General features: G+C 47.4%; 24 protein-coding genes. 12 read left to right on the top strand and 12 right to left on the bottom strand.

The window, feature by feature from the left end; all coding sequences use genetic code 11:
• Positions 1-244 precede the first annotated feature (244 nt).
• The 3 genes from OU814_RS03260 to OU814_RS03250 all read right to left on the bottom strand — a co-directional run bounded on the left by OU814_RS03260 (position 245) and on the right by OU814_RS03250 (position 7,155).
• A complete protein-coding gene (locus tag OU814_RS03260) occupies positions 245-5,149 on the bottom strand; it encodes an nSTAND1 domain-containing NTPase (protein WP_268180425.1) in 4,905 nt (1,634 codons plus the stop codon).
• A 42-nt stretch (positions 5,150-5,191) separates the two neighbouring features.
• Positions 5,192-6,097: a hypothetical protein gene (locus tag OU814_RS03255; RefSeq protein ID WP_268180423.1), complete on the bottom strand. Its 906-nt coding sequence runs from the start codon at positions 6,095-6,097 to the stop codon at positions 5,192-5,194.
• Positions 6,098-6,195: 98 nt separating this feature from the next.
• On the bottom strand, positions 6,196-7,155 hold the full coding sequence (locus OU814_RS03250) for a LysR substrate-binding domain-containing protein (protein WP_268180421.1): 960 nt from the start codon (positions 7,153-7,155) through the stop codon (positions 6,196-6,198).
• A gap of 25 nt (positions 7,156-7,180) precedes the next feature.
• Here OU814_RS03250 and OU814_RS03245 point away from each other — a divergent pair, with 25 nt between their 5' ends.
• From OU814_RS03245 to OU814_RS03205, 9 genes are all read left to right on the top strand, one after another.
• Positions 7,181-10,939: a hydantoinase B/oxoprolinase family protein gene (locus OU814_RS03245; RefSeq protein ID WP_326498274.1), complete on the top strand. Its 3,759-nt coding sequence runs from the start codon at positions 7,181-7,183 to the stop codon at positions 10,937-10,939.
• Between the two features lie 83 nt (positions 10,940-11,022).
• Positions 11,023-11,490 (top strand): DUF3592 domain-containing protein, encoded by a 468-nt coding sequence (locus OU814_RS03240; RefSeq protein ID WP_442786139.1) that lies wholly within the window; start codon positions 11,023-11,025, stop codon positions 11,488-11,490.
• Positions 11,491-11,538: 48 nt separating this feature from the next.
• Positions 11,539-12,321, top strand: a complete 783-nt coding sequence (locus tag OU814_RS03235) for a putative hydro-lyase (RefSeq protein ID WP_017290519.1) — start codon at positions 11,539-11,541, stop codon at positions 12,319-12,321.
• Between the two features lie 160 nt (positions 12,322-12,481).
• Positions 12,482-12,901: a hypothetical protein gene (locus tag OU814_RS03230; protein ID WP_268180419.1), complete on the top strand. Its 420-nt coding sequence runs from the start codon at positions 12,482-12,484 to the stop codon at positions 12,899-12,901.
• A 70-nt stretch (positions 12,902-12,971) separates the two neighbouring features.
• Positions 12,972-13,856, top strand: a complete 885-nt coding sequence (locus OU814_RS03225; RefSeq protein WP_268180417.1) for a tetratricopeptide repeat protein — start codon at positions 12,972-12,974, stop codon at positions 13,854-13,856.
• 11 nt (positions 13,857-13,867) lie between these two features.
• Entirely contained in the window at positions 13,868-14,908 is a 1,041-nt protein-coding gene (locus OU814_RS03220; RefSeq protein ID WP_268180415.1) for a hypothetical protein, read from the top strand.
• 14 nt (positions 14,909-14,922) lie between these two features.
• Entirely contained in the window at positions 14,923-15,747 is an 825-nt protein-coding gene (locus tag OU814_RS03215; RefSeq protein ID WP_017290523.1) for an alpha/beta hydrolase, read from the top strand.
• A gap of 15 nt (positions 15,748-15,762) precedes the next feature.
• Positions 15,763-16,989 (top strand): MFS transporter, encoded by a 1,227-nt coding sequence (locus OU814_RS03210; protein WP_225885673.1) that lies wholly within the window; start codon positions 15,763-15,765, stop codon positions 16,987-16,989.
• Positions 16,989-18,161 carry a tellurite resistance TerB C-terminal domain-containing protein gene (locus OU814_RS03205; protein WP_017290525.1) on the top strand — a complete coding sequence of 391 codons (1,173 nt, stop codon included), beginning with the start codon at positions 16,989-16,991 and terminating at the stop codon, positions 18,159-18,161. The genes OU814_RS03210 and OU814_RS03205 overlap by 1 nt, the downstream gene beginning before the upstream one ends.
• Positions 18,162-18,182: 21 nt before the next feature.
• Here the strand turns inward: OU814_RS03205 and OU814_RS03200 are convergent, their stop codons facing one another.
• The 3 genes from OU814_RS03200 to OU814_RS03190 are packed head-to-tail and all read right to left on the bottom strand — an operon-like array spanning position 18,183 to position 19,467.
• Complete coding sequence (locus OU814_RS03200) at positions 18,183-18,476, bottom strand: type II toxin-antitoxin system RelE/ParE family toxin (RefSeq protein ID WP_017290526.1); 294 nt, start codon at positions 18,474-18,476, stop codon at positions 18,183-18,185.
• On the bottom strand, positions 18,473-18,763 hold the full coding sequence (locus OU814_RS03195; RefSeq protein ID WP_017290527.1) for a hypothetical protein: 291 nt from the start codon (positions 18,761-18,763) through the stop codon (positions 18,473-18,475). The genes OU814_RS03200 and OU814_RS03195 overlap by 4 nt, the downstream gene beginning before the upstream one ends.
• Before the next feature lie 44 nt (positions 18,764-18,807).
• The gene (locus OU814_RS03190; RefSeq protein WP_268180408.1) at positions 18,808-19,467 is read right to left on the bottom strand and encodes a helix-turn-helix domain-containing protein; all 660 of its coding nucleotides are present in this window, start codon (positions 19,465-19,467) and stop codon (positions 18,808-18,810) included.
• Positions 19,468-19,496: 29 nt separating this feature from the next.
• Between OU814_RS03190 and OU814_RS03185 the strand changes: the two genes are divergently transcribed.
• Positions 19,497-19,958: a DUF6220 domain-containing protein gene (locus OU814_RS03185; protein ID WP_268180406.1), complete on the top strand. Its 462-nt coding sequence runs from the start codon at positions 19,497-19,499 to the stop codon at positions 19,956-19,958.
• Between the two features lie 2 nt (positions 19,959-19,960).
• Complete coding sequence (locus tag OU814_RS03180) at positions 19,961-20,788, top strand: sulfurtransferase (protein ID WP_268180404.1); 828 nt, start codon at positions 19,961-19,963, stop codon at positions 20,786-20,788.
• Between the two features lie 186 nt (positions 20,789-20,974).
• On the opposite strand, the gene OU814_RS03175 is transcribed toward OU814_RS03180, so the two are convergent.
• From OU814_RS03175 to OU814_RS03160, 4 genes are all read right to left on the bottom strand, one after another.
• On the bottom strand, positions 20,975-21,424 hold the full coding sequence (locus tag OU814_RS03175; RefSeq protein ID WP_268180402.1) for a hypothetical protein: 450 nt from the start codon (positions 21,422-21,424) through the stop codon (positions 20,975-20,977).
• Positions 21,425-21,493: 69 nt separating this feature from the next.
• Positions 21,494-21,847, bottom strand: coding sequence for a DUF5615 family PIN-like protein (locus OU814_RS03170; RefSeq protein ID WP_268180400.1), 354 nt, complete (start codon positions 21,845-21,847; stop codon positions 21,494-21,496).
• A complete protein-coding gene (locus OU814_RS03165; RefSeq protein WP_268180398.1) occupies positions 21,844-22,176 on the bottom strand; it encodes a DUF433 domain-containing protein in 333 nt (110 codons plus the stop codon). Before OU814_RS03165 ends, OU814_RS03170 begins: the two co-directional genes overlap by 4 nt.
• 134 nt (positions 22,177-22,310) lie before the next feature.
• Positions 22,311-23,297, bottom strand: coding sequence for an RNA polymerase sigma factor, RpoD/SigA family (locus OU814_RS03160; protein WP_268180395.1), 987 nt, complete (start codon positions 23,295-23,297; stop codon positions 22,311-22,313).
• Positions 23,298-24,024: 727 nt separating this feature from the next.
• Here OU814_RS03160 and OU814_RS03155 point away from each other — a divergent pair.
• On the top strand, positions 24,025-24,147 hold the full coding sequence (locus OU814_RS03155; protein ID WP_263970838.1) for a hypothetical protein: 123 nt from the start codon (positions 24,025-24,027) through the stop codon (positions 24,145-24,147).
• 16 nt (positions 24,148-24,163) lie between these two features.
• On the opposite strand, the gene OU814_RS03150 is transcribed toward OU814_RS03155, so the two are convergent.
• Positions 24,164-24,781 carry a vWA domain-containing protein gene (locus tag OU814_RS03150; protein ID WP_268180393.1) on the bottom strand — a complete coding sequence of 206 codons (618 nt, stop codon included), beginning with the start codon at positions 24,779-24,781 and terminating at the stop codon, positions 24,164-24,166.
• A 24-nt stretch (positions 24,782-24,805) separates the two neighbouring features.
• Complete coding sequence (gene fabI, locus OU814_RS03145; protein ID WP_017290536.1) at positions 24,806-25,606, bottom strand: enoyl-ACP reductase FabI; 801 nt, start codon at positions 25,604-25,606, stop codon at positions 24,806-24,808.
• Positions 25,607-25,747 lie beyond the last annotated feature (141 nt).

Here is a 25,747-nt window from a genome sequence, read left to right as displayed (position 1 = left end):
ACCAATTTAAGCAGATAGTCGCAAGATAGTCGCTGCGTTTGCGTCTCGCCCTGAACTGGAAGTTCGGGCTAGCTGTGCGAAGTAGGTTGAAACCCACTGAAGAAGACGTTGCGATTGGCTGTTAGTCCAGTTCAGTGGACTTCGCAGAGTTAGCCCCGAATTCATTCCGGGGCGGGTGAGCAACGAAGTGAGAGGACGCGCTGGACTGATACTTAATCACGTCCATCTACTTAGGACTGCTCTATCAATTACACAGCTTCGCTAAATCAGAGTGCGATCGCGCAAAAAACTGCACGCGATCGCAACTCTGCTTCATCAAGCGCTCTAAATCGAAATCCCAAGTCGTCAATCCGGCTCGATCGCTTGTGCTCAGCAGAGTATTGCCCTGAAATGCCACGCTCGCAACCCTATCCTGAGTGCCATTTAAGGTCTTGATCAATTCCCCAGTTTCCGCATTCCAGAGCTTAATTGTGCTATCACTACTGCCTGATGCGAGTACTGAATTGTGAAAGCTTAAAGAGGTCACTCCGTTGTTGTGTCCAATCAGCGTATATTTTGAGCGTGCTTCTTGGATTGACCAAAGCTGAATCGTATTATCCCAACTGGCTGAAGCTAGAGTATCGCCATTTACAGCGAGATCAGAAATGGCTAATCGATGTTCTCCAAGCACCGTTGAGGTTTTCTGATCCACATTCCACAATCGAATGCTTTTATCGATACTGCCAGAAGCTAAGCGTCCATCTGCAAGAAAACTGAGGGCGGTTACTTCATCGGTGTGACCTTGCAACGTTGCGATCGCATTGCCATCTATTGACCAAATCTTGATAGTTTTATCGGCACTGCCTGAAGCAAAGGTCTTACGAGTGTGATCAACGCTCAAGGCAGTGACGCGATCGCCATGTGCGGCAATCGTTTTGATCGGTTCGCCCGTTTTGGCATTCCAAATCCGAATGGTTTTATCTGCACTCGCTGAGATTAAGGTATCGCCACTGAACCGAAGTTGAGTAATGGGAGCCGTATGACCTTTGAGAATGCGAAGATTGCCGTCTTGTTGGACTTGAATCGTTTGGTCTGGAGTCGCGATCGCAATCATCGATCCATTCACGGCTAAGGCAGAAAATCCAGTATTCAATTTTGCGAGCGTACTGACTTGCCAAACTCGCGCAGTTTTGTCTGCACTGGCACTTAAAAGCTGAGTTCCAGCCGGACTAAAACTGAGATTCATTACGGCTGCACCGTGTCCTTGAATGGTTTCGAGCAGTGCGCCTTCTAAATTCCAGAGTCGAATGGTCTGATCGATGGAGCCAGTCGCGATCGTCCGCCCGTCAGGACTGTAAATGGCTGTATTCACCTGATCGCGATGTCCCTCAAAAGTAGCAATCTCTTTGCCGCTCAATGTCCAAAGCTTTGCTAGATTGTCACCACTGCTGAGAATCGATTGCCGATTTGGAGCGATGCTCACGCTCGTCACTCGCTCTCGATGAGCATTAAAACTCCTAATCGCTCCAGATTTTCCAACTTCCCAAATCTTGATCGTTCCGTCCTCACCGCCAGAGAGAATTTGGCGATCGCTTTGTCCGAATGCAATTTGATTCACCCATCCTCGATGCCCTCTAAAGGTCTGAACTTCTTTCTTTTGATCCAAGTTCCAGAGCTTAATGGTTCCATCTCGGCTACTAGAAATCAGCGATCGACCATTCTCGCTAAATTGCACATCAGTCACCCAGTCTCGATGTCCATTCAAGGTGTGGATTAATTTTCCATCCCGATTCCAAATTTTGATGGTTCTATCTGCACTTGCCGTTGCAATCTGTTGATTGTCAGAACTGAATGTCACAGCTAAAACGCGATCGCGATGATCCGTTAGCGTTTGAATCGCTGTCCCTTCCCGTGACCAAAGTTTTACTACATTATCATTGCTCACGGTTGCGATCAGTTGTCCATCTGCACTCATCTGAACATCATTGACTTGTTGAGCATGACCTTCGAGACGATTGGATTCTTGAGTTTGAGAAATCGCTTGTTGCAGCGTTGCGATCGCAGTCGTTTTCACATCGAAAGGTAGAAAATTCCAAGGTCGATCGAGTCGTTGTAATTGGTGTCCTGCTTTGATTCCATCTGCTAGTGATTCGAGCTGCTGATTTGAGTTTAACAATGCTTCTGAAGAGGCTGAGAGTGCCTGAATTTCACGAATTTGAGCATTCCGCTGATTCCAAGCAGCGAGGCTTCCGAAACCGATTGCTGCAATGGCTAGAGATGCGATCGCTAAAATTGCCTGCTGAGCGCGACGCAAACGGCGCTTGAGTGCAAGCTGTTCGCCTTGCCGTGCGTCAAGACTGGCGGCAATAAACTCCTGGGTTTCTCGCGTCAGTTCATCGGTGTATTTCACATAGAGTTCTTCTGCTTCTGCTAAGCGCATACCTCGCAGCAGGAGATCAGACGGGCGATTGTTTTTATGCCAATCGATCGCGGATTGCTCGATCGGGCGTTGGACTTGCAGCCGTTTGCGGTTCTCAGTCAGCCACCAGCGCAACGTAGACCAATGACGAATCAGAATTTCATGAGCCACCTCGATCGTCACTACAGGTGGAATTTCAGTTGTCGTTAACTCTCCTCGACTTGTCGGCAGCTCTTCGGTGTTAATGACAATCAACTTGGCATCACTGAGTGCGTGCAATGTGCGATCGATGAGATTCGGCGGATATTTGGCAACGTCGAGATCCGCTTTCAAAACTCGACGGCGCGTATCTTCTGTCCCTTCGCCTAACTGAGTTAACGATAGAAAAATCCAGCGCGCACAGTCTTGTTCATCGGGACGCAACTGATCATAAGTTGCTTGTGCTTTGTTTTCTAATGCGCCTTGCAAGCCCCCAATCTCAGACTGATAAGTTTTGAGGGTTAATTCCCCTGTTTTGCGCTTCTGCCACAGTTGTTCTAAAACGAATTCTAACAGCGGCAAATCTCCGGGGGTACGATCTAGCTCTTGTAGCAAGACTTCGACTAAACTTGCTTCGACTTTTAATCCAACCTGTTCAGCCGGACGAACAATCACTTGCCGATAGTCTTCATCACTCAAACAAGGCGGAACCAGAATGCTCGATCGCTGTAAAATCCCTGCGAGCTGAGGAATTTCCAATGCGGCTGCGACAAAATCGGCTCTGAGTGTGAGCACCAGTTTAAAGCGATCGGAAGTGTATTCCAGCGCTTCTAAAATGATGTTGAGAAAATCTCGGCGATCGTAGTCTGAAGCCAGCGTAAATATCTCCTCAAACTGATCGATCACCAGTAACACCATCGGCTCAGTGCGAGTTCGCAACCATTGCACAAAGCCTTCTGTCCCCTGATACATCAAGCCTTCAATCTGGTCTTGTTCTCCGGGTTGTGCCAAACATTTCACCAATGACTCAAACGGTTGATCGCCCGGACGCATCCGCCCAATCCACCATTGTTCGCTTCCCGGAATTCGCTTTCCTTGTCGCAACTGTGCAATTAATCCGGCTTGCACAACCGAAGATTTTCCACTGCCCGAAGCCCCGACGACTGCGAGGCAAGCATCCTGCTGAACGGCTTGTAAAAGCTGCTGAGTCAGAGCTTCCCGACCATAGAAGAACTCTGCATCGTCTTCGCTAAACGCTTGCAGCCCTCGATACGGACACACTCCAATCTCTGAAGGTTTGACCGTCTGCTGTTCTGGAAAGATATCAATTACGCCCTGAGTGCCCGATAACCAGACATGCAGCGACATCTTGCCTGCAAGCGCTAATTGAAGCTGAGTAATCCAAGCTGCAACAGGAAAGCCGCTCTGATTTTCGGCGCGATTTAACGTCTCAATCAGCGATCGCGTAAATAGTTCCGGTTCATTCCGAGGCGCTGCTGCTGCGATCAAACATTGCCCTTGCTCTCGTCGTAATTCTTCAACCCACTCTGGTAAAGTATCTGCCCCAGGACAATCGAGGATCACAATCTGCTGAGCAATTTCACTCTGACGTAAAGCCGTTCGCAACCACGATCGCGTAATCCGCTCTCCTTCTCCCAAAATCACACAAGGCTCATCTTGCACGATGGCAATTCTGCCACGGATGTAGACTAAAACGCTTGTTGCTTCGGGGGTTTCGAGCTTGAATTGAATTTGCGATCGCACCGTTTCCCAATCGCTCGATTGATACACCAGTTCAAACCCACCCACACTACTGAGCAACTTACTAAATTGCAAAGTCAGGCGATGATCGCGCAACACATCAATGATGATGGCTTGTCGAGAAGGCAAAAGCGCGATCGAGGTCGATTTCACGCCTAACGTAAACTGCCCAAACCCCTCAACGATTCGCTTCGGAGTTTGCAAGGGATATTCAGGCTGTAAGTGCGTTTCACCGCGTCCTCGCTTCTGCTGATTGATCAATCGCAGTTGTTGATTGCTTTTATCGATGTACTGAAGCGTCTGATGATAAACATATTTATACAATCCATCTGCATCGATCGCGCCACTGGCATCTGCTGCCGCGCCTCGTAATCCTTGCATCAGAAAGTAGGTAAATACGCCATGCCCCAACTCTGGAAACTCCCAAGACTGCTGAGACTGATCACAAGAGAGCAACGCATAAAATCCCTGACTTTGCACCGCGCGCTGTCCGAGCAATCCCATCATCTGAGCCGTTGGATTAGGAAGTGTTGCGCCTCTGAGCGTCATGCCTCCACTGTGACACGCATCTAACCAGACAATCTGCTGCTGAGCTTGACACTGACCTAGCTGTTCTAAAAGCTCAGCAATACTCAACCCTGTATTGAGCAAGTCATCTTTCTGAGTATCAGCTAAGCATAGGACAGGCTGTTCGTCCTCTAAAATCCCATGCCCAGAAAAGTAAATCAGCACCGTATCCCGGCTTTGAGCAGATTCCACGATCGCCGCTAAACTGTCTCGAACTTGCTGGAGCGTCGCTGGTACTCCAAAGTCGTGTCGGATCTGCATTGATCGCTGAGGAAATGCCTGCGTAGCATCAATTAAGGCTTCGGCGAGACCCTGACAGTCGATCGCGGAATATTGTAAAGAGGGCAGTCTTGAATCTCGATATCGATTGATCCCAATCAGCAAGATCCAAAGTTTAGCTTGTCCAGTTTCTAAAACCGTTGAACGATTAACAGCGCGAGGCATAGGATAAGTATTTCAAAGAGTAGATCGCGACACAGCACCTGATCATTTTTGATCAATTGCGTAAGTATAATCGAACAGTTGCCCGACTTGGCGACGTAAGCCTGCAAGTGGATAAAGTTTTGGGGTTAATTGATGGGTTGCATAGTGATCGGCTGCCGCAATAACGCGACGCGCTTCTGCCTGAGACAGCTTTCCTTGCTTGAATCCAGCGATCACACTCTCAATTCCTTGATGATATTCTGAACTATTACGAAAGTTAAATTCTGGCTGTTCTGCTTGGGGTGCAGGTTGTGGCGCGATCGCGATCATTGGTAATGAAATCGGTGCTTGCAGTGATAAAACATACACGCTATCTGCGGGCAATTGCACGACTCGAATGTTCTTTGGAGAACTCATCCCACTGAGAATGCCGATCGCACCGCCAATCATGCCTCCTTGATCAAACATTTCTGCTTTGCGGCTACTGCGAGCGGTCGCACCCAAAACTGAGCCAAATAAATTGCCCATCATGCCGCTATTTTCGCGTGCCCGTTCTGCGCCGCTGACTTGTTCGATCGTGGTTCCTGGAATGATCGCAGTTGTCGCTTGAATCGGAACAATCTGACCCCGTACAACAATCGACTCTGCGACAATTCGCGCTCCACCATTTTCGGGCTTCAGCTTCACCGAAACGGGCGTATTGGCTGGCACGACTTCATTCCCTTGCAAATCCATCAACGGCTGCGCGAGCGGAACGGTAAGCGGAAAGTCCTGCTTTTGTCCAACATCCACATTGACTGCTCCTGGCAGCTTAATAATTACCCCGGCAGTTTGAGGAATCAATGCGCCTTGTTGGGATCTCGTGACTGAAGTTGTGCTAGAGATAACGACTTCAGCCGATGCAGGCAGTGCGATTGGAGTGGCGATCGCGATAGACAAAGCCAAGTTCAAAAGGGTACGAGCGTTCATGGAAATCTTCCTGTCTGGACTACACTGTACTGTTAGGGAAGACGATCGAGCGTTATGCAGCACGACTCCACCGCTCGATTTTGGATGACTTGCCTGGATTACCAAGAATCTTGCAGCGACAAATTCATGACCTCCTGTACGACTTTGAGAAATTGACGTAAAACAATCGATGAATCCTCTTGTCGCCACACGATCGCGATCTGTCGGTTCAGCGTTGCATTCTGGATCGCTCGATATACGACACCTTCTCGCTGGAGCGTTTGTACATGATTGGGCAGGATAGACACGCCAACCCCTGATGCGATGAGGCTGAGCAGAGTGACGACACCTGTTACACTTACGGTCGGATTAATTTTCGGTTCAAATCCTGCCTCGCGGCAAAGCGTGATGATTTTTTCATAAAAAGGCAGCACATCCAGGGAAGGTAAGAGGATCGATTCATTTGCGATCGCCGTCAATGAAACAGTCGGTTGTTTTGCCAGCACATGATTAACGGGTAGTGCGGCGACAAAATATTCCTCCAGAATCGGCTGAACACTCAATTCTGGATCGGTCTCGTCAAAACTCGAAAAACGCTGAAAGATGACATCCAATTGATGATGCTTCAGCATCTGAACTTCTTGCTGGATTGTGATTTCATGCAGTTCTAGCTCTACGTTGGGAAACTGTTGGGCAAAGGCTTGAATAATCTCAGGCAAGGTTGTATTAGCAATGGCATTATTCATTCCAATGCTTAATCGTCCAATCTTTCCTTGGCTCGCTTGTCGGGCAGTAGACATTGCTTGCTCTAGATGCCTCAATGCTTGCTGCACTTCAGAACGAAAGACTTGACCTGCTTCGGTTAACTCGATGGGACGCTTGCTGCGATCGAATAACTTCACTGGATTCGGTTGATTGCGGCTGAGAAATGCTTCTAGCGCCTGAATCCGCTTGCTCAGTGGTGGTTGCTTAATGCCGATGCGCTTTGCCGCTTCGGTGAAGTTGTTGTGGTTCTGCACAACTTCCATGAAGTAGCAAATCTGTCGAAGCTCGATCTCGCTGAGTTCTTGAAACTGCATTGTCAACTATATCCTAAAAGATATTTTGTCATTCAATTTTCATCCTGTAGGATATGGCAATCCTAAAATACAAGCAACACCTAAACTCAATGGGTTAGTCGAGGCAATTATGCTAAAAGTATTTGCAGACCGAGGGGGGACGTTTACCGATTTAGTTGCAGTGACCGATGATCAAGGAATCGTCGATCGCCTCTCAATGATTGCGGGTCGCTTCCAGGTCACTCCCCTTGCCGATCGCTCCTGGATCATTATTTATAAGCTACTTTCAGAGCAGCCCGAACAGTATCAAGATGCCGTGATTCAAGGCATTCGAGACATCCTGGGACTATCGAGCGATCGCGCGATTCCGCCGGGAACAGTTGAAGTCGTAAAAATGGGCACGACAGTTGCGACGAACGCCCTACTAGAGCGCAAAGGAGAGCGAACTTTACTGCTGACGACTCAAGGCTTTCGGGATGCGCTCGCGATCGGCTATCAAAATCGACCGAATATTTTTGCGCGTCAGATCGTTTTACCTGAGCGAGTCTATGAACGAGTGATTGAGGTTCAAGAACGCTACACGGCACAAGGAGAAGAACTGGTCTCCATCACCTCTGAGGAAGAACTGCGATTGACCACTCTTCTTCAACAGGCTTACCAAGATGGAATTCGGGCAGTTGCGATCGCACTACTGCATAGTTACCGCTACCCAAAACACGAACAACAGATTGCAGGTCTCGCCCGTAAAGTAGGCTTCCAGCAGGTTTCTATTTCTCATGAAGTCAGTCCATTGATGAAGCTGATTCGTCGAGGCGATACAACTGTCGTCGATGCCTACCTTTCTCCGATTCTACGGCGCTATGTCGAGCAAGTGGGCACGGCATTGCCTCGCTCGACAACCAAGCTAGAGTTTATGAAATCAGATGGTGGACTGACTGAAGCAGCGCGATTTCAAGGGAAAGATAGTATTCTCTCAGGCCCTGCGGGGGGCATTGTCGGGGCTGTGAAAACCAGTACCACAGCAGGGTTTGACAAAATTATTGGTTTTGATATGGGCGGCACTTCCACCGATGTGTCTCACTACAATGGCGAGTACGAGCGAACCTTAGAAACTGAAGTGGCAGGAGTTAGACTGTGTGCGCCGATGATGTCGATTCACACGGTTGCAGCCGGAGGGGGATCAATCCTGCGGTTTGATGGGTCGCGCTATCGAGTTGGACCTGAATCGGCGGGTGCTAATCCGGGTCCTGCGTGCTATCGCAAGGGTGGACCGCTAACCGTGACCGATTGCAATGTTCGTCTAGGAAAAGTTCAGCCTGAGTTCTTTCCGCAGGTGTTTGGAGTGGAAGGAAATCTGCCGCTCGATCGCACGATCGTTGAACAAAAATTTGCAGCGCTCAGTGCAGAAATTCGGACGGCTACCGGGGACAATCGCACCGATGAACAGGTCGCGGCTGGCTTTCTGGCAATTGCGATCGACAAAATGGCAAATGCGATTAAAAAAATCTCCGTTCAACGCGGCTATGACGTGACCCAGTACACGCTCTGTTGCTTTGGGGGAGCAGGTGGACAACATGCCTGCTTGATTGCAGAAGCATTGGGCATGACCAAGATTTTCATTCATCCGTTTGCAGGCGTTTTATCCGCTTACGGGATTGGGTTAGCTGATGTGCGAACGTTGAAAGATCGAGCGATCGAAGCGAATCTGGACGAAACGAAGATGCCTGAACTAGAACAAGCTTTAGCCGCACTCGACTTAGATAGTCGAGCAGAAATTATTGCTCAGGGCGTGAGTGCCGATCAGATTCAAACGGTCTTCAAAGCAAGGCTGCGCTATCAAGGGACGGATTCTGCATTGAGCGTTGATTTCGATCAAGTCGAAGCAATGCGATCGCAATTTGAGGCAATTTACGAGCAGCGCTATGGCTTTTCAATGCCCGAAAAAAGCTTGATTGTAGAGGCAGTTTCTGTCGAAGCCATCGCCCACGCAAACCCAATCGCAGAACCGTTGCTCTCCGATCAGAGAATCACGCCACTCATCGCAATTGCAACCGTTCCGATCTACACCAAAGAGGCTCGGCATCAAACTCCGGTCTATCGTCGTCAAGATCTCAGACCGGGCGATCGCCTTACAGGAGCCGCCCTGATTCTCGAACCCACGGGAACAAACGTCGTTGAACCCGGATGGTGTGCGGAACTGACGCAGCAGAACTATCTGATTTTGAGCAAGGTAGAAGAGACTCAAGGTGCTGCCCTCTCATTGCCTGCTGCGATGCCTGATCCCGTGATGCTGGAGATTTTTAACAATCTGGTTCGTGCGATCGCAGAAGAAATGGGCATCACCCTGCAAAATACAAGCTATTCCGTCAACATCAAAGAGCGGCTCGACTTCTCTTGTGCCATCTTTGATCACTCTGGGCAACTGGTCGCCAATGCACCGCATATTCCCGTGCATTTAGGATCGATGAGTGAAAGTGTGAGTAGTTTAATTCAGGCAAGAGGCACAACTCTAAAGCCTGGAGATGCTTATGCTTCCAATAATCCCTACAATGGCGGGACTCATTTACCTGATATCACAGTCATCACTCCGGTATTTGTAGCAGATTGCTCTACGCCAATGTTTTATGTCGCTTCACGCGGACATCATGCGGATATTGGCGGTATCACACCCGGTTCGATGCCCCCGCATAGTCAATCGATCGAACAAGAAGGCATTCTCCTCGATAATTTACAAATCGTAGATCAGGGACGCTTTCTAGAAGCAGAACTACTAGAAGTGTTCACGAATCATCCCTATCCAGTTCGTAATTCGGTTCAGAACTTAGCCGATTTACAAGCTCAAATTGCAGCGAATGAGCGAGGAGTACAAGAACTTCGTCGCATTGTTCACGCCTATGGGCTTGAAACTGTACAGAACTATATGCAGTACATTCAAGACAATGCAGAAGAATCGGTTCGGCGAGTGATTAAGGGTCTCAAGCCAGGTCGCTTTGAGTATCGAATGGATGATGACAGTCGGATTTGTGTTGATTTAACGATCAATTCTGCGACCCGCTCTGCTCGGATTGATTTCACCGGGACATCTCCACAGCGATCGAGCAATCTGAATGCTCCATTGGCGATTTGCAAGGCGGTGGTTCTCTATGTCTTCCGTAGCTTAGTCGAGGATGATATCCCGCTGAATGCAGGCTGCCTCAAGCCACTCGAAATGATTGTTCCTGAAGGGTGTTTCCTCAATCCACGTCCGCCTGCTGCTGTGGTTGCTGGCAATGTCGAGACCTCACAAGCGATCGCGAATGCTCTCTATGGTGCGTTGGGTATTCTGGCGGCTTCTCAAGGCACGATGAACAATTTCACCTTTGGCAATCAGCAGCATCAGTACTATGAAACTATCTGTGGCGGTTCTGGCGCGGGGGCAACGTTCGATGGCACGGATGCGGTGCAAACCCACATGACTAATTCCCGCCTGACTGATCCAGAAGTTCTAGAGTGGCGATTTCCTGTACTAGTTGAGGAATTTTCGATTCGATCGAACAGCGGCGGCAGGGGGCAACATCGCGGCGGCAATGGGGTGGTTCGGCGCATTCAGTTTCGAGAACCTATGACGGCGGCAATTCTATCCGGGCATCGAATTGTTCCCCCGTTTGGACTGATGGGGGGGCAACCTGGCAAAACGGGATGCAATTCAGTGGTACGACAAGATGGCACGATCGAACCACTCTCTAGCAAAGCAGAAGTTTTAGTCAATCCCGGCGATGTATTTGTGATTGAAACGCCCGGTGGTGGCGGATTTGGACATATATGATTATCTTCGCTATCATTGGTCGCCTCATAATGTTCTGTATTTTTGGGAGCGCTGGTATTCTCTTGATCTGGTGTTCATTGCAGATGCTCTGTCGAGGTGTTCAAAGCAGAAAATGGATTGAAACTCAGGCAGAAGCAACAGATTTTCGCATAAGTTGCCTTAATGATGGGTCTTCAGACTATTATTGCTACACTATTTTCTACCGCTATGCTGTCAGTGGTATTCCATATCTGGCTAAAGGCGATTGCTCTGATCAATTTAGTAGCTATGCCGATGCTGAAGCAGCAGCGATGAAGAAGTCTTCACTCAGAGAGTCTCTCACAGTATTCTATTCTCCCAAGAAGCCAAAAATTTATGTTCTGCGACGTGGAATAGATGTCTCTGTGTTTTGCTCCAGTGTGTACGGTGTGATCTGCTTGCTGCTCGCTTCATCTGTGTTGCCATGGTTAATCGGTTTATATCTGTTTGGAATGCCACCCGCAGAGATGAATTGCCCGACACCAGATTTCTCAGAACATCGATGGATTCCCAGTGAATGTCCGAATATTTAGCGCTTTTGAATGGTCTCGCCCCTAAGTATCTAGCTAAGGAGTTTTTTGATGCTCAATCCTACGATTCCAACTGAATTTCGCCACCTTTGCCGGGTGGGTCAACTGGATCGCCCGACACCTGGACTTGCGCCTGGTTATGTACAAGCGAATCTAGTCGTATTGCCTTACGATTTGGCGTTTGAATTTCTTCTATTTTGCTTGAGAAATCCCAAACCTTGTCCGATTCTAGATGTGACTGACGTGGGTGATCCAGAGCCGAAACTGATTGCGCTTGGTGCAGATATTAGAACTGATTTACCGCGTTATTGCATCTTTCGCCACGGTCAGTTAATTGAGGAAACCACAGACATTTGCGAGTTTTGGAGAGATGACCTGGTTGCGTTTTTGATTGGGTGTTCCTTCTCATTCGAGACTGCAATGCTGAATGCAGGACTATCCGTTCGGCACATTGAGGAAAGTAAGAATGTGCCGATGTACAAAACCTCGATCGATTGTTTAGCAAATCGTACGTTCTCCAGTCCTCTCGTTGTGTCCATGCGTCCGCTCACTCCACAGGATGCGATTCGAGCAGTAGAAGTCACGAGTCGCTTTGCCAAGGCTCATGGCTCACCGATTCACATTGGCAATCCAGAGCAACTTGGAATCACCGATTTATCTTGTCCTGACTATGGAGATGCAGTGACCATCCGAGAGGGTGAAGTTCCGGTATTTTGGGCTTGTGGAGTTACGACTCAGACTGCCATTGCAAGAGCTAAACCTGAATTTGCCATCACTCACGCACCGGGGCATATGTTTATCAGCGATTGGAGAGATGAAATGCTGGCAAGTTAGGCGATCGTACAGGACTGCGCTTCAACTAGATCTCGCACAATATTTTGTCATTCATTTCTCGTCCTGTAGAGTATGAGCGGTTCTCAAAACAAAGGCATAAGCTCTCTAGCTTCAGAACGGTAGTTTTTTGTTCAATCTTGTAAAGACGAGAGGTTCAATCATGAAATTTGGAATCAAGGCTGCTTTAGCTCCGTTTGCGCTGCTTACATTAGCACTATTGACTTGTTTGCCTGTAATGAGTGCAGAATCAACTCAAACACCAACCTCAGAGCAGTTCACGACTCAAGTGAATGAACTCAAGTCTAGACGGAAGCGTCCTCTGAGAAAGCGCCGAGTTAGAAAGCAGCAGGTTCCAGCGAGGCAAGCTGATCGGTATGATACTGCTGCGATCGCTGGATCAGGTGCGGTTCATGGCTGCGGTTACTTCAACGACCCGACAGAGTGCGCCAAGCTGGAACAAAGTCGCTCGATTCTCTGGAGTGGATGCCAACAGGGTAATAAGAATGCCTGCTCCTACCTTGTGAAGCTTCAGGAGCTTGAAAACGCCGCGAGACTGACGCGTCAGATTAGATCCTTCTAAGTTCCCAAAGCTTTGCCCAGAGCTATGTTAGTGAAACCGCTCAAGAAATCTTTAGATAGGGTTGCAGATAATGAGACAACTGAATCAGAACCTTCGATCGCATCTCAGCGGTCAAGTTTTAGGCAACATAAGTTTAGCGATCGCGATCAGCTTGGGTGCGTGTACTCAGGGGCAAACCCAAACATCGAATTCACCGACAATATCGCCTACTCCTCTGTCTTCCCCTACAGTGCAAGCACAGGTATCAAAGCCTTCAACGACGACAGATTCATCTTTTTCAGCAATGAGCGCCCAGGAGCTTTTTGATAGGGGACAAGAAAAAGCTAGGAGGCGAGCTTATCAAGGCGCGATCGAGGATTGGACGGAAGCAATTAAGCTCAAACCGAATTTTCCTGAAGCTTACTACAATCGAGGACTTGCCCGCTCTATGGTAGGGGATAAACAGGGCGAAATCCAAGACTATGACCAAGCGATTAAACTCAAGCCAGATTATGCCAAGGCTTACTACAATCGAGGACTTGCCCGCTACGAATCGGGAGACAAACAGAGTGCTATCCAGGACTATAGTCAAGCGATTCGCGTCAAGCCAGATTATGCCCTTGCCTACAACAATCGAGGATTTGTTCGCTCTGAGTTAGGAGATAAACAAGGCGCAATCCAAGACTATGACCAAGCAATTAGACTTCAGCCGAATTTTGCTCGCGCCTACAACAATCGAGGCTCTGTCCGCTATGAGTTAGGGGATAAACAAGGCGCAATCCAGGACTATGACCAAGCCTCTAAGATCTTGCTCGATGATGCTGGTATGTACCTCGATCGAGGCAGTACACGCGCTAGATTGGGCGACAAACAAGGCGCGATCTCAGATCTGCAAAAAGCCGCAGATTTATTTCAACGGCAAGGGAATACGGGAAATTACCAAAAAGTAATCAAATTACTTGAGAAACTGAAGTGATCCACGAGACGATGTTGATGAAAACTCCTTATCAGACAGTTTGGACTCCGCCAGCACAGATAAGGGATCATAACGGCGTGCTGCTCCATCCTGATACGTTTTTCTTTGCATCGCCACCTCCAGAGATTGGAGCAGTGATTAGCGCATCAGGGGTAGGCATTACAGAGGAACTCAATCGATCGAGGAGAACGCCAATTTTGCAAACTTTACTGGAGTTTGTACTGACTATGTTCTCTTCTTGGATATTATTGCTGAGCAGTATTTTCTATCTCTTCCTCTTTGCTATCCTCAGCCTAGTTGTTATCGCGTTTGGATTCTTAGTTGGGATACTACTCAACTCTTTTGGTATAGGGTCAATTTGGGCTTGGCTCGGAGGAGGGTTGGCAACAGTACTGTTTGCGTGGATGTATATCACCATGTTTCGCCCTCCTAGATCTGAATGCTCTTTTGTCGGTGCACTAGGAATTGCTCATTACTGGCAAACTCGTAAAGGGATCAAGGGCGAGGTCTTGCGCTTTTCAGAAACAACGGGACTGCGTAAGCGTATGACGCGCATCTATAGAAATGGACTCTATCACAGGACTTCATTTGAATATTCCTGGAACAATCAACCCTTCTTGTCGGATCAGCCCACAATGAAACAGCGTTTCTCTATTAGCGGAGCGGCTCCAGATATATTAGTCAATGATGCCTACCTTTTTGCTCAAGCTGCGGAACGAGTTTGGACAGCAATTCGGCTACAACGGGCACAAAGTGAGTTTGCTCAGGTGGGTGTTGCTCGGTTTTCAACCGCGAAGGACATTGATTTAGAAGTGGGTTCGGGATTTATCAATGTTGTTTTTCGGAATCGGGAGCCAGGACGGATTGAAGCACAGGAGCTTGAATTAACCACTGGAAACGGGGATCTTGCAATTCGGCGCAAGACATATGGACAGTCGTCTGGACGATTTAACCCGCTTGCTTTTGTGAACGTTGTTTTTCGAGCAGATGAAATCGAGGATTTGGACGTATTTCTTCGGTTAGTCAATACGATCGTTCTCCAAAAATCTTAATTACGGGGGATTGAATGGCACGAGGCATCGTTCAAGAAGGACTCACAATCCAGAGTCAAATTTTAGGCAAACCGATTCACTATACGATCTATCTTCCTAACGACTACGAAACTTCCGTTCGGTCTTATCCAGTCGTTTACTTACTGCACGGTAGTCGATCTGATGATACGTCTTGGATTAGCTATGGGGAAACCCATTTAACCGCAGATGAACTGATTGCCAATAGAACCATTCCTCCAATGATTCTAGTGATGCCCGACGGAGGAAACAGCCGTTACATCAATAACTACGATCGCTCTTTGTGCTATGAAGATTTTTTCTTTCAAGAGTTTATGCCTGCGATCGAATCGAAATACCGGATCAAGTCTGAGAAATGGTTCCGAGGCATTCTAGGACTGTCGATGGGCGGATACGGTGCGCTCGTCTATGCGTTGAAATATCCAGAGATATTTTCAACCTGCGTTTCATTCAGCCCCTCGATTTACACGGATGAAATGATCGTCAGTATGACTGATGTAGAGTGGGCATCGAATCGAGCTTCAGCGCATGGACAGGGATTAACGGGTATCGATCGCTTGACGGATCACTACAGATCCTACGATCCGTTCCGGATTGCCGAAGCCGCTGACCCTGAGCGCTTTAAAGTGCTTAAGCTCTATTTAGACTGTGGGGATCAAGATTTTCGCAATCAAGGGGTTGCCCTGTTCCACATTCGGTTGCGACAATTAAACATTGCCCATCAATATCGCGTGCGATCGGGCAGCCATACCTGGTCATACTGGCGTGCTGGATTCGCGCCTGCATTACAATTCATCGCGATTACGTTTCGGCGATCGTGAATGGAATTTCAATTTATGCCTTTTCTCCCTCGTCTTCAGCATCAGGTTTGGTTACTTGCCTTTGGTCGCTTACTCTCTCAAGTTGGAACTGGATTCACCCTCTTCTACGCTCCGATTTTCTTTGTCAATCAGGTGGGACTCTCTGCTACAGCCGTTGGAGTCGGAATCGGCAGCGCCTCTATCTCAGGCGTTGTTGGACGGGTATTGGGGGGCACGTTTGCAGATTCTAAGTTTTGGGGACGCAGACGGACGTTGTTGATGTCGGCGATGATTTCAGCGATCGCGTCTTTCACCTTTGCGACAGCGTATGATTTTCCAGTCTTTGTGCTTGGCAATCTGTTGATGGGGTTGGGAACTGGACTTTACTGGCCTGCGACAGAAGCGACGGTTGCAGACCTGACCACACCCGAACAACGCAATGAAGCCTATTCGATTACTCGGCTCGCCGATACGTTAGGACTGGGAATTGGAGTAGTGTTAGGCGGATTGTTAATCAGTACGACAGGAGCCTATCGGGCACTATTTGTAGTAGATGGAATTTCGTTTCTCATTTTCTTAATTGTGATTTATTTCATGATTCAAGAAACGCAGCGATTGATTTATTCTCATTCTCAATGGAGCGGGTGGAAAGTTGCCTTGAGCGATCGCCGATTATTGACTTTCGCGATCGTCAATACGATGTTTACAACTTACATCGTGCAAATTGATAGTACGTTACCGTTGTATCTCACGAATTTCGTCAAAATCAATGGTGATAAAGGATTTGAACCCTCCACGATTAGCATTTTGTACACTGCATATCTCGCGTTATCAGTGCTGATTCAGTTGCCGATGACTCGATTTTTGAATTCGTTCCGGCGTACCAGAGTGCTGATAATGTCTGCGGGATGTTGGGCGATCGCATTTACTCTCGTGTGGGTCACAGGTGCTTTCCATTTTGCGTGGGCAGTTGCCGTATTTGGCGTATTGGCGGTTGCGTTGGTCACGTATTTGCCGTCAGCGTCAGCGTTTGTTGTGGATTTAGCACCCGAATCGTTGCGTGGGGTTTATTTAGGCATTAATTCGCAGTGCTGGGCATTGGGATACTTTATTGGACCGCCCTTAGGCGGTTGGGCATTGGATCAATCTAGGGCGATCGCGTCTGGATATTGGCTGTTTTTAGTTGCAACCGTTGCGATCGCGGTTCTGATTTTACGAGTCTTGGATAAAATGGTCAGTCAGACCCCTTCTCATCGCCTGTAATGTTCAAAAGCCGCTTGTTACTCAGTTTTGTTGCGCTCAGTGTGAGTTTCTGTCTTAGTTTATTGATCACGCGAGACTTTTCAAGATCCTTGATCACTGGGGCACTCACCCTGTTTGCTAGCTTAGTGGGTGCAGCCGTGGCAGAAGGACAACATCGGCAGGCGCTCAACCAGCGATCGCAAGAATTAACTGGGCACATTCGGGCACTACAACGCAAACGCTCTGAAGCTTACGAAGCGTTGGTGATGATGACCCAAGAGCGCGATCAGATTTCTAACAGTCTGAATGCGCTGCAAACTCAACTCCGTAATCTACAGATTCAAAGCTCGAATCTCTGGCAGCAGAAAGAAGAATTAAGCTGGAATATTACTTCTCCCCAAGCTTCTCCTGCGAATCAAATCTATGTGCTGCAAACGAAACTGCAAGAATTAGAGCAAAAAGAAGCCGAATTAAATAAATCATTGTCCGCAACGTTATCTGCAAAACAACGGGCTGAATTGGGATTGAAAACAACGCAAGCTCAGGTCAATCAATTCCAAGCTCAATTGGCTGAACAACAGAGCCAAAAAGCGGAATTAACCAAAGAAGTCAATGCTTTATTTGCACAACGACAACAGTTAGAGATACAAGTGGCAACGCTTCAGCCCAAAGTCAAAGAACTGGAAAAATATCGTTCAGACCTCACTCAATTTCTCGAATCGGCTGAACCCAAGCGCCAGCAAGTTGAGGGCAGTTCTAAGTCTTTACAAGGCGCGATCGAGAATCTTCAATCTCAAATCTCATCACTGCAATCCGAACTCGGTCAGCTTGAGCATCAAATCCTCGATCGTCGTCAGCAAAAAGAACTACTCGATCTCGAACTTTCGACTATGCGGCGCGAACTCGAACCGGATGCTGATTCTCAACCGACTTCTGAATGGGTCGATTTCATTAATCAGCTACCCCAATCTGAGTTGGAGGCTTTAAGCGCGATCGTTACTCAGCCCAACCCCAACGCAATCTTGAAGCAAATTGCCGAAATGAATTTGACTATGCCAGAATTGCTGATTGATTCTCTAAATGAACGTGCGATCGAAACTGTTGGCGATCTGATTATCGAAACAACTGCGAATGCTCCAACCGTTGCCCCTGAATACTTAGACATCATCAAGAATTTACTTCAACAGGTTTAGGATGCAACACTGACGATCGCGCTAATCCGGTTCAAAGATTGACTTCAGATCCCGATAACCACTAATGACCCGCAAAATCTCAATGCCGTCGCCGAAACGAACATAAAACACAATGTAGTTGTCCACGACAAATCCCTTTAAACCAGGAATTAGGTCGTCATAAGATCTGCCTGATTCTGGAAAACGTGCGGTTAACTTTGCTCGTTGGCGAATTCGATCAAACAACTTCGCAGCAGCTTCAACGCTATAGTTTCCTAGATACTCGAAGATCTCTTCTAGATCAGCGATCGCATCTTCAGAAAATCGATAACTCATTCCTGCGACTCGCTCATCTGACGAAGCCTTGCCTGGAATCGTTCAAACACGACTTCTCCGTCTACAACTCGTCCCTGTTGTACTTGTTCCAATCCAGACAAGAGTTTCTGACGCAAAGCTTCACGCTTACTCTCTGCGTCAAATGTATCAAAACTTGGATCAGCTCCTAATGAGACTTCCAAAGGTTGATCCATCTCACGATCGCACAATGCTCGAATCAATTCTTGCTGCTCTGCGTGAGACAGTGCCTCGATCGACTTCAAAATTTCTATTACTGCTGAAGTCATATCTCACCCCACAGTTCTTCTCTGCCCAGTTTATCACGTGCATTTCAAGACGCAACTTCAACAGCCTTGAGCATTGCTACCATTTCTGCTCGTGATGAAACTTCTAACTTGCGAAACATTCGCTTAAGTGCTTGCTTTACTGAATTTTCAGTAATCCAAAGCTTTGCGCCAATCTCTGCATTGGTCAATCCTTGAGCGACGAGTGTTGCAATTTCGAGTTCTCGATCGGTTAAGCGATCGCTCTGTAAGCTCGTCGATCGCACCGTGGCAACCCAAGTCGAAAGATGCAAACAAATCGCGCTCAAATCGATCAAATTCTGTGTGTTAAAGGCTTTCATGTCTTGCGTGCGCGTAAATCCTACACCTCCAATTAGCTTGCCTCGATTTACCAGTGGACCTGCTAAGACATGCCAATGATCCGGGCGCGGACAAATTAATTTCCAAGCTTTTGGTGAAATCACTTGATCATGCACCGGAGAATGTCGATCGACTAAATACCGCACAACCGGATTGTAATCAGCCGAAAGCGCCGTTTCAAATACCTTTTGCAGCTTGGGATCAACCATCGGCAACTGATCAAAGAAAAAGAGACCCGATCGAGTTGCCGTGAAATATTTCCCTAAATTCGGAATCACCTGCGATCGCAGTTCTCGCTCGTTTTTAGCAGTGGAAATCGCTTCAAATAAAGGTTGCAAATTTGCCATAAGAGTACTCGATCGAGGTCTAGGCGTGAATGAGTTCTCCGTTTAATTTAGCAATAACACTGCTGAGCAACACTGAAATGATGACTCACATTCACGCCGAAACATCCAGTAATCGGCTCCAGATCGGATTTTATGCGCTTTCGATTCTCTTTAATCTCTGTCTGATTGCCCAAGTTCTCACAGTTGGTCTTGCCTACTTCTACAAAACCGACTGGTGGAACATTCACGTTTTACTAGTTCGAGGATACAGTGCTCTTTCTCTGATCCTCTTGGGCTATGTGTTTCTCTGCGCCTTTCCTCAACGAGTCCGAATTCTGACGATTAGCTTGCCGATCTTGCTCGGACTGCAATTTCTCACCATTCATCTCAAAACATCTTTGCCGATCGCAGTTTTTCATCCTTTAATCGGCTTCTCTCTGCTTTCCGTGTCTTCAACGCTTGTCCATCGGGTCGGGCGTGTTCTTTCCCCAAATCTTGCGCAGGAGGTATAACAATGTACGCTCATCCTGAAGTTCTCGTCGATACGCAATGGCTTCAAGACCATTTAACTGAGCCAAATCTCCGAATTTTAGAAGTTGATATGAGTCCTGATCTCTACAAAGATGCTCATCTTCCGGGTGCAGTGTTTTGGAGTATTTTCGATGATTTACTGCTGCCGAATCTGGGACAAAATTTAGATGCGATCGCATTCCAATCTCTCCTCTCTCGCTCTGGTATTACTCCAGAAACAATGGTTGTTGCTTATGGGAGCTATCCCGGCACTGGAGCCTGGATCTTCTGGCTTTTCAAACTCTTCGGACATGACAATATCCGCGTTCTCAATGGGGGATATCAAACATGGAAAGCAGAAAATCGCCCGCTTGCCGCAGAACTCTCGACCGTTTCTCCAGTTCCAGAAAAAGCAGTTGCACTGAATCCCGATTTGAGAGTCTTAAAAGAAGAAGTTCAAACTGCGATCGACCATCCCAATACAGCTTTATTGGATGTTCGGACACTCGAAGAATTCCAAGGCAAAATCTTTCTGAATCAGCCGCCAACTGGGAACGAACGAGGTGGACATATCCCCGGTGCAATTCACATCGAACACCTTGCAGCGTTGAATCCAGATGGTACATTCAAATCGTTTGAGGAACTTCAGAAGCTCTATGGTGAAAAGGGCATTATTCGCGATCGAGAAATCTTCCCTTACTGTGCGATCGGTGGTCGTTCTGCCTTCGTCTGGTTTGTCTTAAAGTACCTTCTCGGCTATCCCAGAGTCCGAAACTACGACGGCTCTTGGAACGAGTGGAGTCGAATCTCAGAACTCCCTGTTGAGTCATAACGACGTAACGAAGAATCTCTGTCATGATTCTTCTTCAGACACCGCGCACCAAATGACAGACCGCGCGGTGCCCAATCCGAACTTCCCAGGGTACTAACCTAATTCCATGCCTGAATTCTAGCTTTACAAGCACATTCGCACTTAATTTATAAAAATTCACTACATCAAAATTGTTCGACTGCTGCGCTATTTGCGAAACAGCTTCCACCATTCATCTTGAAATATCTCTTGATCTTTAACGCTCACAGGCTCTACATCATCACCTGTTTTGAAAATATCTGCTGTTGGGCGAATTAGCTGACCATCTTCACCTACTCGATAAACTTTGCGCCCCAAAGCCATATCTATTCCCATGCCTGTTAATATGACCCTGCGGCTCGCTCCGTAGCATACTGGTAGGAGACTGTGCAAACTAAGCTGCTCTCGAACTTTCTTGAAAGACTCGAAGAAATGCCAGTCTGTGTTCTCAATTACACCACCCGCCCACCGCAAACTGATACGACATTCAGTGCAACGACCAGAATCTTCAGTCCAGTCTCGACAGCCTAACTCAATGGTTGCCGGAAGCAAATGATCATCTACATCTTTCAACTGGATTTCGTATTGACCAACAGAGCGTTCTGGAACTTTAGACATTCACCTCTCCTAAAGTATTCGTAATACTTGTGACTTCAAGCTATTGATTCAAACCATTGATTTTGTATTTCAAAATGGAAAGGTCATAATTTGATTAGTCCATTCTTCAGCTGTAGAGGCTTCCCAAATTAAGATAATGGCATCGATCGATTCACCAATTGGAAGATTCTGAGAAAGAATCAAAACCCCGGGGCTTGTCTGCACTGTAATAAATTGGCCAAATTCAATTGGCATTGTCTTACGATCGTGCGTTACTAACACTCTGTTATCTCTTGCTGCAAGTGCCAGAACTTCTGGGTCTTTTATTCCTTCTAACCCTGCGTCATTAGCTGAACGAAAATCCAGTCTTGGCTCTCTGCGAATTGTTCCAGTTACAATGGCTTGTCTCAAATCAGCATCAGCCTGAAATCGAATCTCTGTCATACGGCATTGTGCTTCTGAGCTTGAGCCGCTTTCAATTTCTCATACAGTAACGGATTCTTCTCTTTACAATCCTGTTGTAATTGCTGAAACTCTGCTTCACCTGCTTCCAGATAAGCATCAATTAACTTTCGGTTGGCGAGATAGAATGCGATCGCACCATAGACCTGTTCCAACGAAAGCAACGGAAAATTCTGAGCAATACTTTCAGGTGACTCTCCATCTAAAAATGCATAAACAATCGAATCGAGAGAAATGCGAGTGCTTGCGACCCAATATCCTGTCTCTCGCTGTTCAATATAGGACTTTGCCAAAATAGGAGCCAATGCCATAAGAGAACCTATCCTTTTGTTGCCTAAATTTTAGACGCAATGCTTTACTTCATCCTAGAAAATTGCCGCATCTTCCAACCAAAAAAAGGGGGCATCAAACTGATGTCCCCTCTGTGAGTTATAAAACCCTAAACTTAGCTAGCAATGTACTCGCGCACATTCGCCTTGCGACGACGTAAATGATCCAAAGCTTGCCGCTCTAGCTGACGAACCCGTTCCCGGCTCAAGTTTAAGCGATCGCCGACTTTTGCCAGCGATAACTCGTGCCCATCTTGCAACCCATAGCGCAAGTTCAGCACTTCCTTCTGCTGCGGAGTCAAATCCGTCATTAACGTTTCAAGATCCTGACGGAGCAAGTCTTGAGTCAAATAAGCATCCGGCGAAGGGCCATCGTCCTCAAGTAGCTCTTGCAATTCAGTATCTTGATTATCTCCAACTCGTAAGTCTAGCGAGACAGGCTGACGAGACATCAATAAGAACTCCCGAATCTGTTCCGGCTCAAGCTCTAATTCAGCCGCGATCTCAGCCGCCGTGGCACTGCGCCCTAATTTCTGAGCTAGCTCGCGCTGAACTCGCTTAATCTTGTTCAGCTTCTCCGTAATGTGAATCGGTAATCGAATCGTCCGGGCTTGCTGAGCGATCGCTCTTGTAATCGCCTGACGAATCCACCAGTACGCATACGTCGAGAACTTATACCCACGAGTCGGATCAAACTTCTCTACGCCACGCTCTAAGCCAAGTGAGCCTTCTTGAATCAAATCCAAGAACTCTAAATTACGCTTCTGATACTTCTTCGCGATCGACACAACCAGGCGCAGATTCGCTTCGATCATCTTCTGCTTAGCGCGACGACCCCGTTGAAAAATACCATTCAACTCAGAATCACTGAGATGAACATGCTCAGAAAACTCCTGCTGCGTCGGCGCGTGACCCAGCTTCTTCTCAAGCTTTTCTTTCTTCTCTTGCAAGGTCATCATCTGCTGAACCTGCTTCCCGTAGAGAATCTCTTGCTCGTGTGTCAACATCGGCACACGACCAATCTCATGCAGATACGTCCGCACCATATCAGCCGTATAGGTGGGGCTAGGAGTGGATTTAGATTTGGTATTGGCAGTAGCCATGTGCAGTCAACTCCGTGAAATGAAAACTTTAGACAACAAACTCGAATCGATTCCAAGCCGATACAGGAATGAAATGCTGTTTAACTCCACCCTGGGAAGGGGGATAAATCTTTAGCACGCTTACAAAATAAGGGGTACAAGCACGAACAGCCGAAAGTGTAGCGGTGAGGTTCAGGACTCTAAATCGAAGTCGTTTCGACTTTACTTAATGATAAGACGAATTCTAAATAAAGTAAAGAGCCTTACAGGGAAATTACTCAGGAATTTCAGCAAATATTTAGCTTTCCAAAGTAAATTGCAAGACATGGGCATTACCCTAAAACTTCATTTAAAACTTGGTGAATTGATTCTTCTATAATGACGGTTTGATTTACAGTTGGATAGAGTCTCTAGAGAGGGATAACCGTACTTTTTTAAGTGCTGCTGTTATGATTTCTGACTTGCGCATTTAGAGAATGTTCCAGTGAGCCAAACCCCGTATCCATCAACTGGTCTATGGATTTCATTCTGACAGTTCAATCCACAATTTATTGTGAAAAAATGGGGACATTTTAGGCTACTTTTCAGATATGAAATTGAAGTGTCATTAAGGTGACGATTTCATTAAAAACTGGATCAAGTCTGCAACATTGGTCAGCTTAAAACAAAGAGCAATTATACTTATCGAGAACCGTCATCGGTTTTGCGACGCGGGTCGGTATCCCGATGAGGTTCGGAGCTTTTCGTTGTGGTTTCCTGGCTATTCCTTCAGGTAGGTATTGCTGCTGCGACTGACCAATTGGGTGCATCGAGTCGATTGACTGGGCTTGCGATTTTAGGCTCGATCGCTGCTCATTCTGCCCAAACTTAATCGCTGTTTTAGCGTGCTAATCTACGATCGCATTCAACAACACTTCTGCCAAACTCATATCTGCCATATCATCCATCGTCACCGTGTCGCAGATATCAAACTTTGCTCCCACACTTTGAAGCTGATCGTCGAGAACCTTCAAGAATTTTGTCGCACTGGCGTCTGATCCAACTTGAATAAAAGAAATGGCTAATTCTTCATCGCGTTCCATTTTCTGTGTCGCTTGCACGATCGCTTCAATCACGGCTCGACGATCGTCCGGCTCACCATCGGTAATGACTAAAATGGTTTCTCCAGTTTTGCTCTGCCCTGTGGCTTTGCGGCGAAAATAATCTTCGGTGGCATCCCGCAACACTGCTGCCAGATTGGTCGAGCCAACCGGATCGTTTTCCATAAAAATCTGTGCGACTTTGCTCGTCGTCACATTCTCGTACCGTCTGAATCGGCTAGAAAACGTATAAACCGTAATACCGTCGGGATCAAACTGTTCGCATTTGCGCGCCAGTGCCAGCGTTGATTCTTGGGCTGCTTCCCAACGACTGCCGCCCCCAATTTGATCATTGGTAGACATACTGCCACTTTTATCCAAAATCAAGGTGTAGTCTCGATTTTGCAAAGTTTCAAAATTGGGCACGGCACATCTCCTATCGTCTAATTGCTATCCAGCACTGGGCTTCGATCCCGTCATCCCCATAATTTCGTAGCCTGCATCGACGTAGATCACCTGACCCGTGATCCCGCTTGATAAGTCACTACAGAGAAATGCTGCGGTATTCCCGACTTCGATCTGCGTCACAGTTCGACGTAACGGCGCAACTTCTTCAACGTGGTGAATCATATCGAGAATGCCACCGACTGCCGAGGAAGCCAATGTCCGAATCGGACCTGCTGAAATCGCATTGACTCGAATATTGTTCTGCCCTAACTCATTTGCGAGGTAGCGCACGTTCATTTCCAATGCTGCCTTGGCAATTCCCATGACGTTATAGTTCGGGATGACTTTCACACCACCGAGGTAAGTCAGCGTCACGATACTACCGCCTTCGCTCATTAGAGGTTTTGCGGCTCCAGCTAGTTGCACCAGCGAGTAAGAACTGATATCCAACGCCAGCGAATAACCCGCGCGCGACGTTTTGGAGAAATCGCCGGATAAATCATCTTTGCTAGCAAATGCGAGACAGTGGATCAGAATATCCAACTTGCCCCATTTGTCTTTCACGGTATTGAATGCGCTCTCAATCTGTGCGTCATCTTGCACGTTCAAAGGCAAGAACAAACTGGGATTGAGCGGCTCGGTCAAGTCGGCAACTTTCTTTTCCGCTTTGCCGGTTGCATCCGGTAGATAGGTGATGCCAATATTTGCGCCTGCTTTGTGTAGCTGCTGAGCGATGCCCCATGCGATCGAGCGGTTGTTCGCGATTCCCGTTACAAGTGCGTTCTTTCCAGTCAGGTCTAGCATGGTCTTCTACCGTGTAAAGCATTTATGAGGATAGCAGAAAGGGATCCCTCTCGAACTGCTCTTCGCTGACGCGATCGTCCCAAGCTTGGCGGATCGAGAATCGAATTGCGTCATTTCTCAGTTCGGTTTTTCTGCCAGCGA

The organism is Leptolyngbya sp. GGD (assembly GCF_026735145.1).
GTDB lineage: Bacteria > Cyanobacteriota > Cyanobacteriia > Leptolyngbyales > Leptolyngbyaceae > Leptolyngbya > Leptolyngbya boryana.
This window is presented reverse-complemented; position numbering and strand designations above follow the sequence as displayed.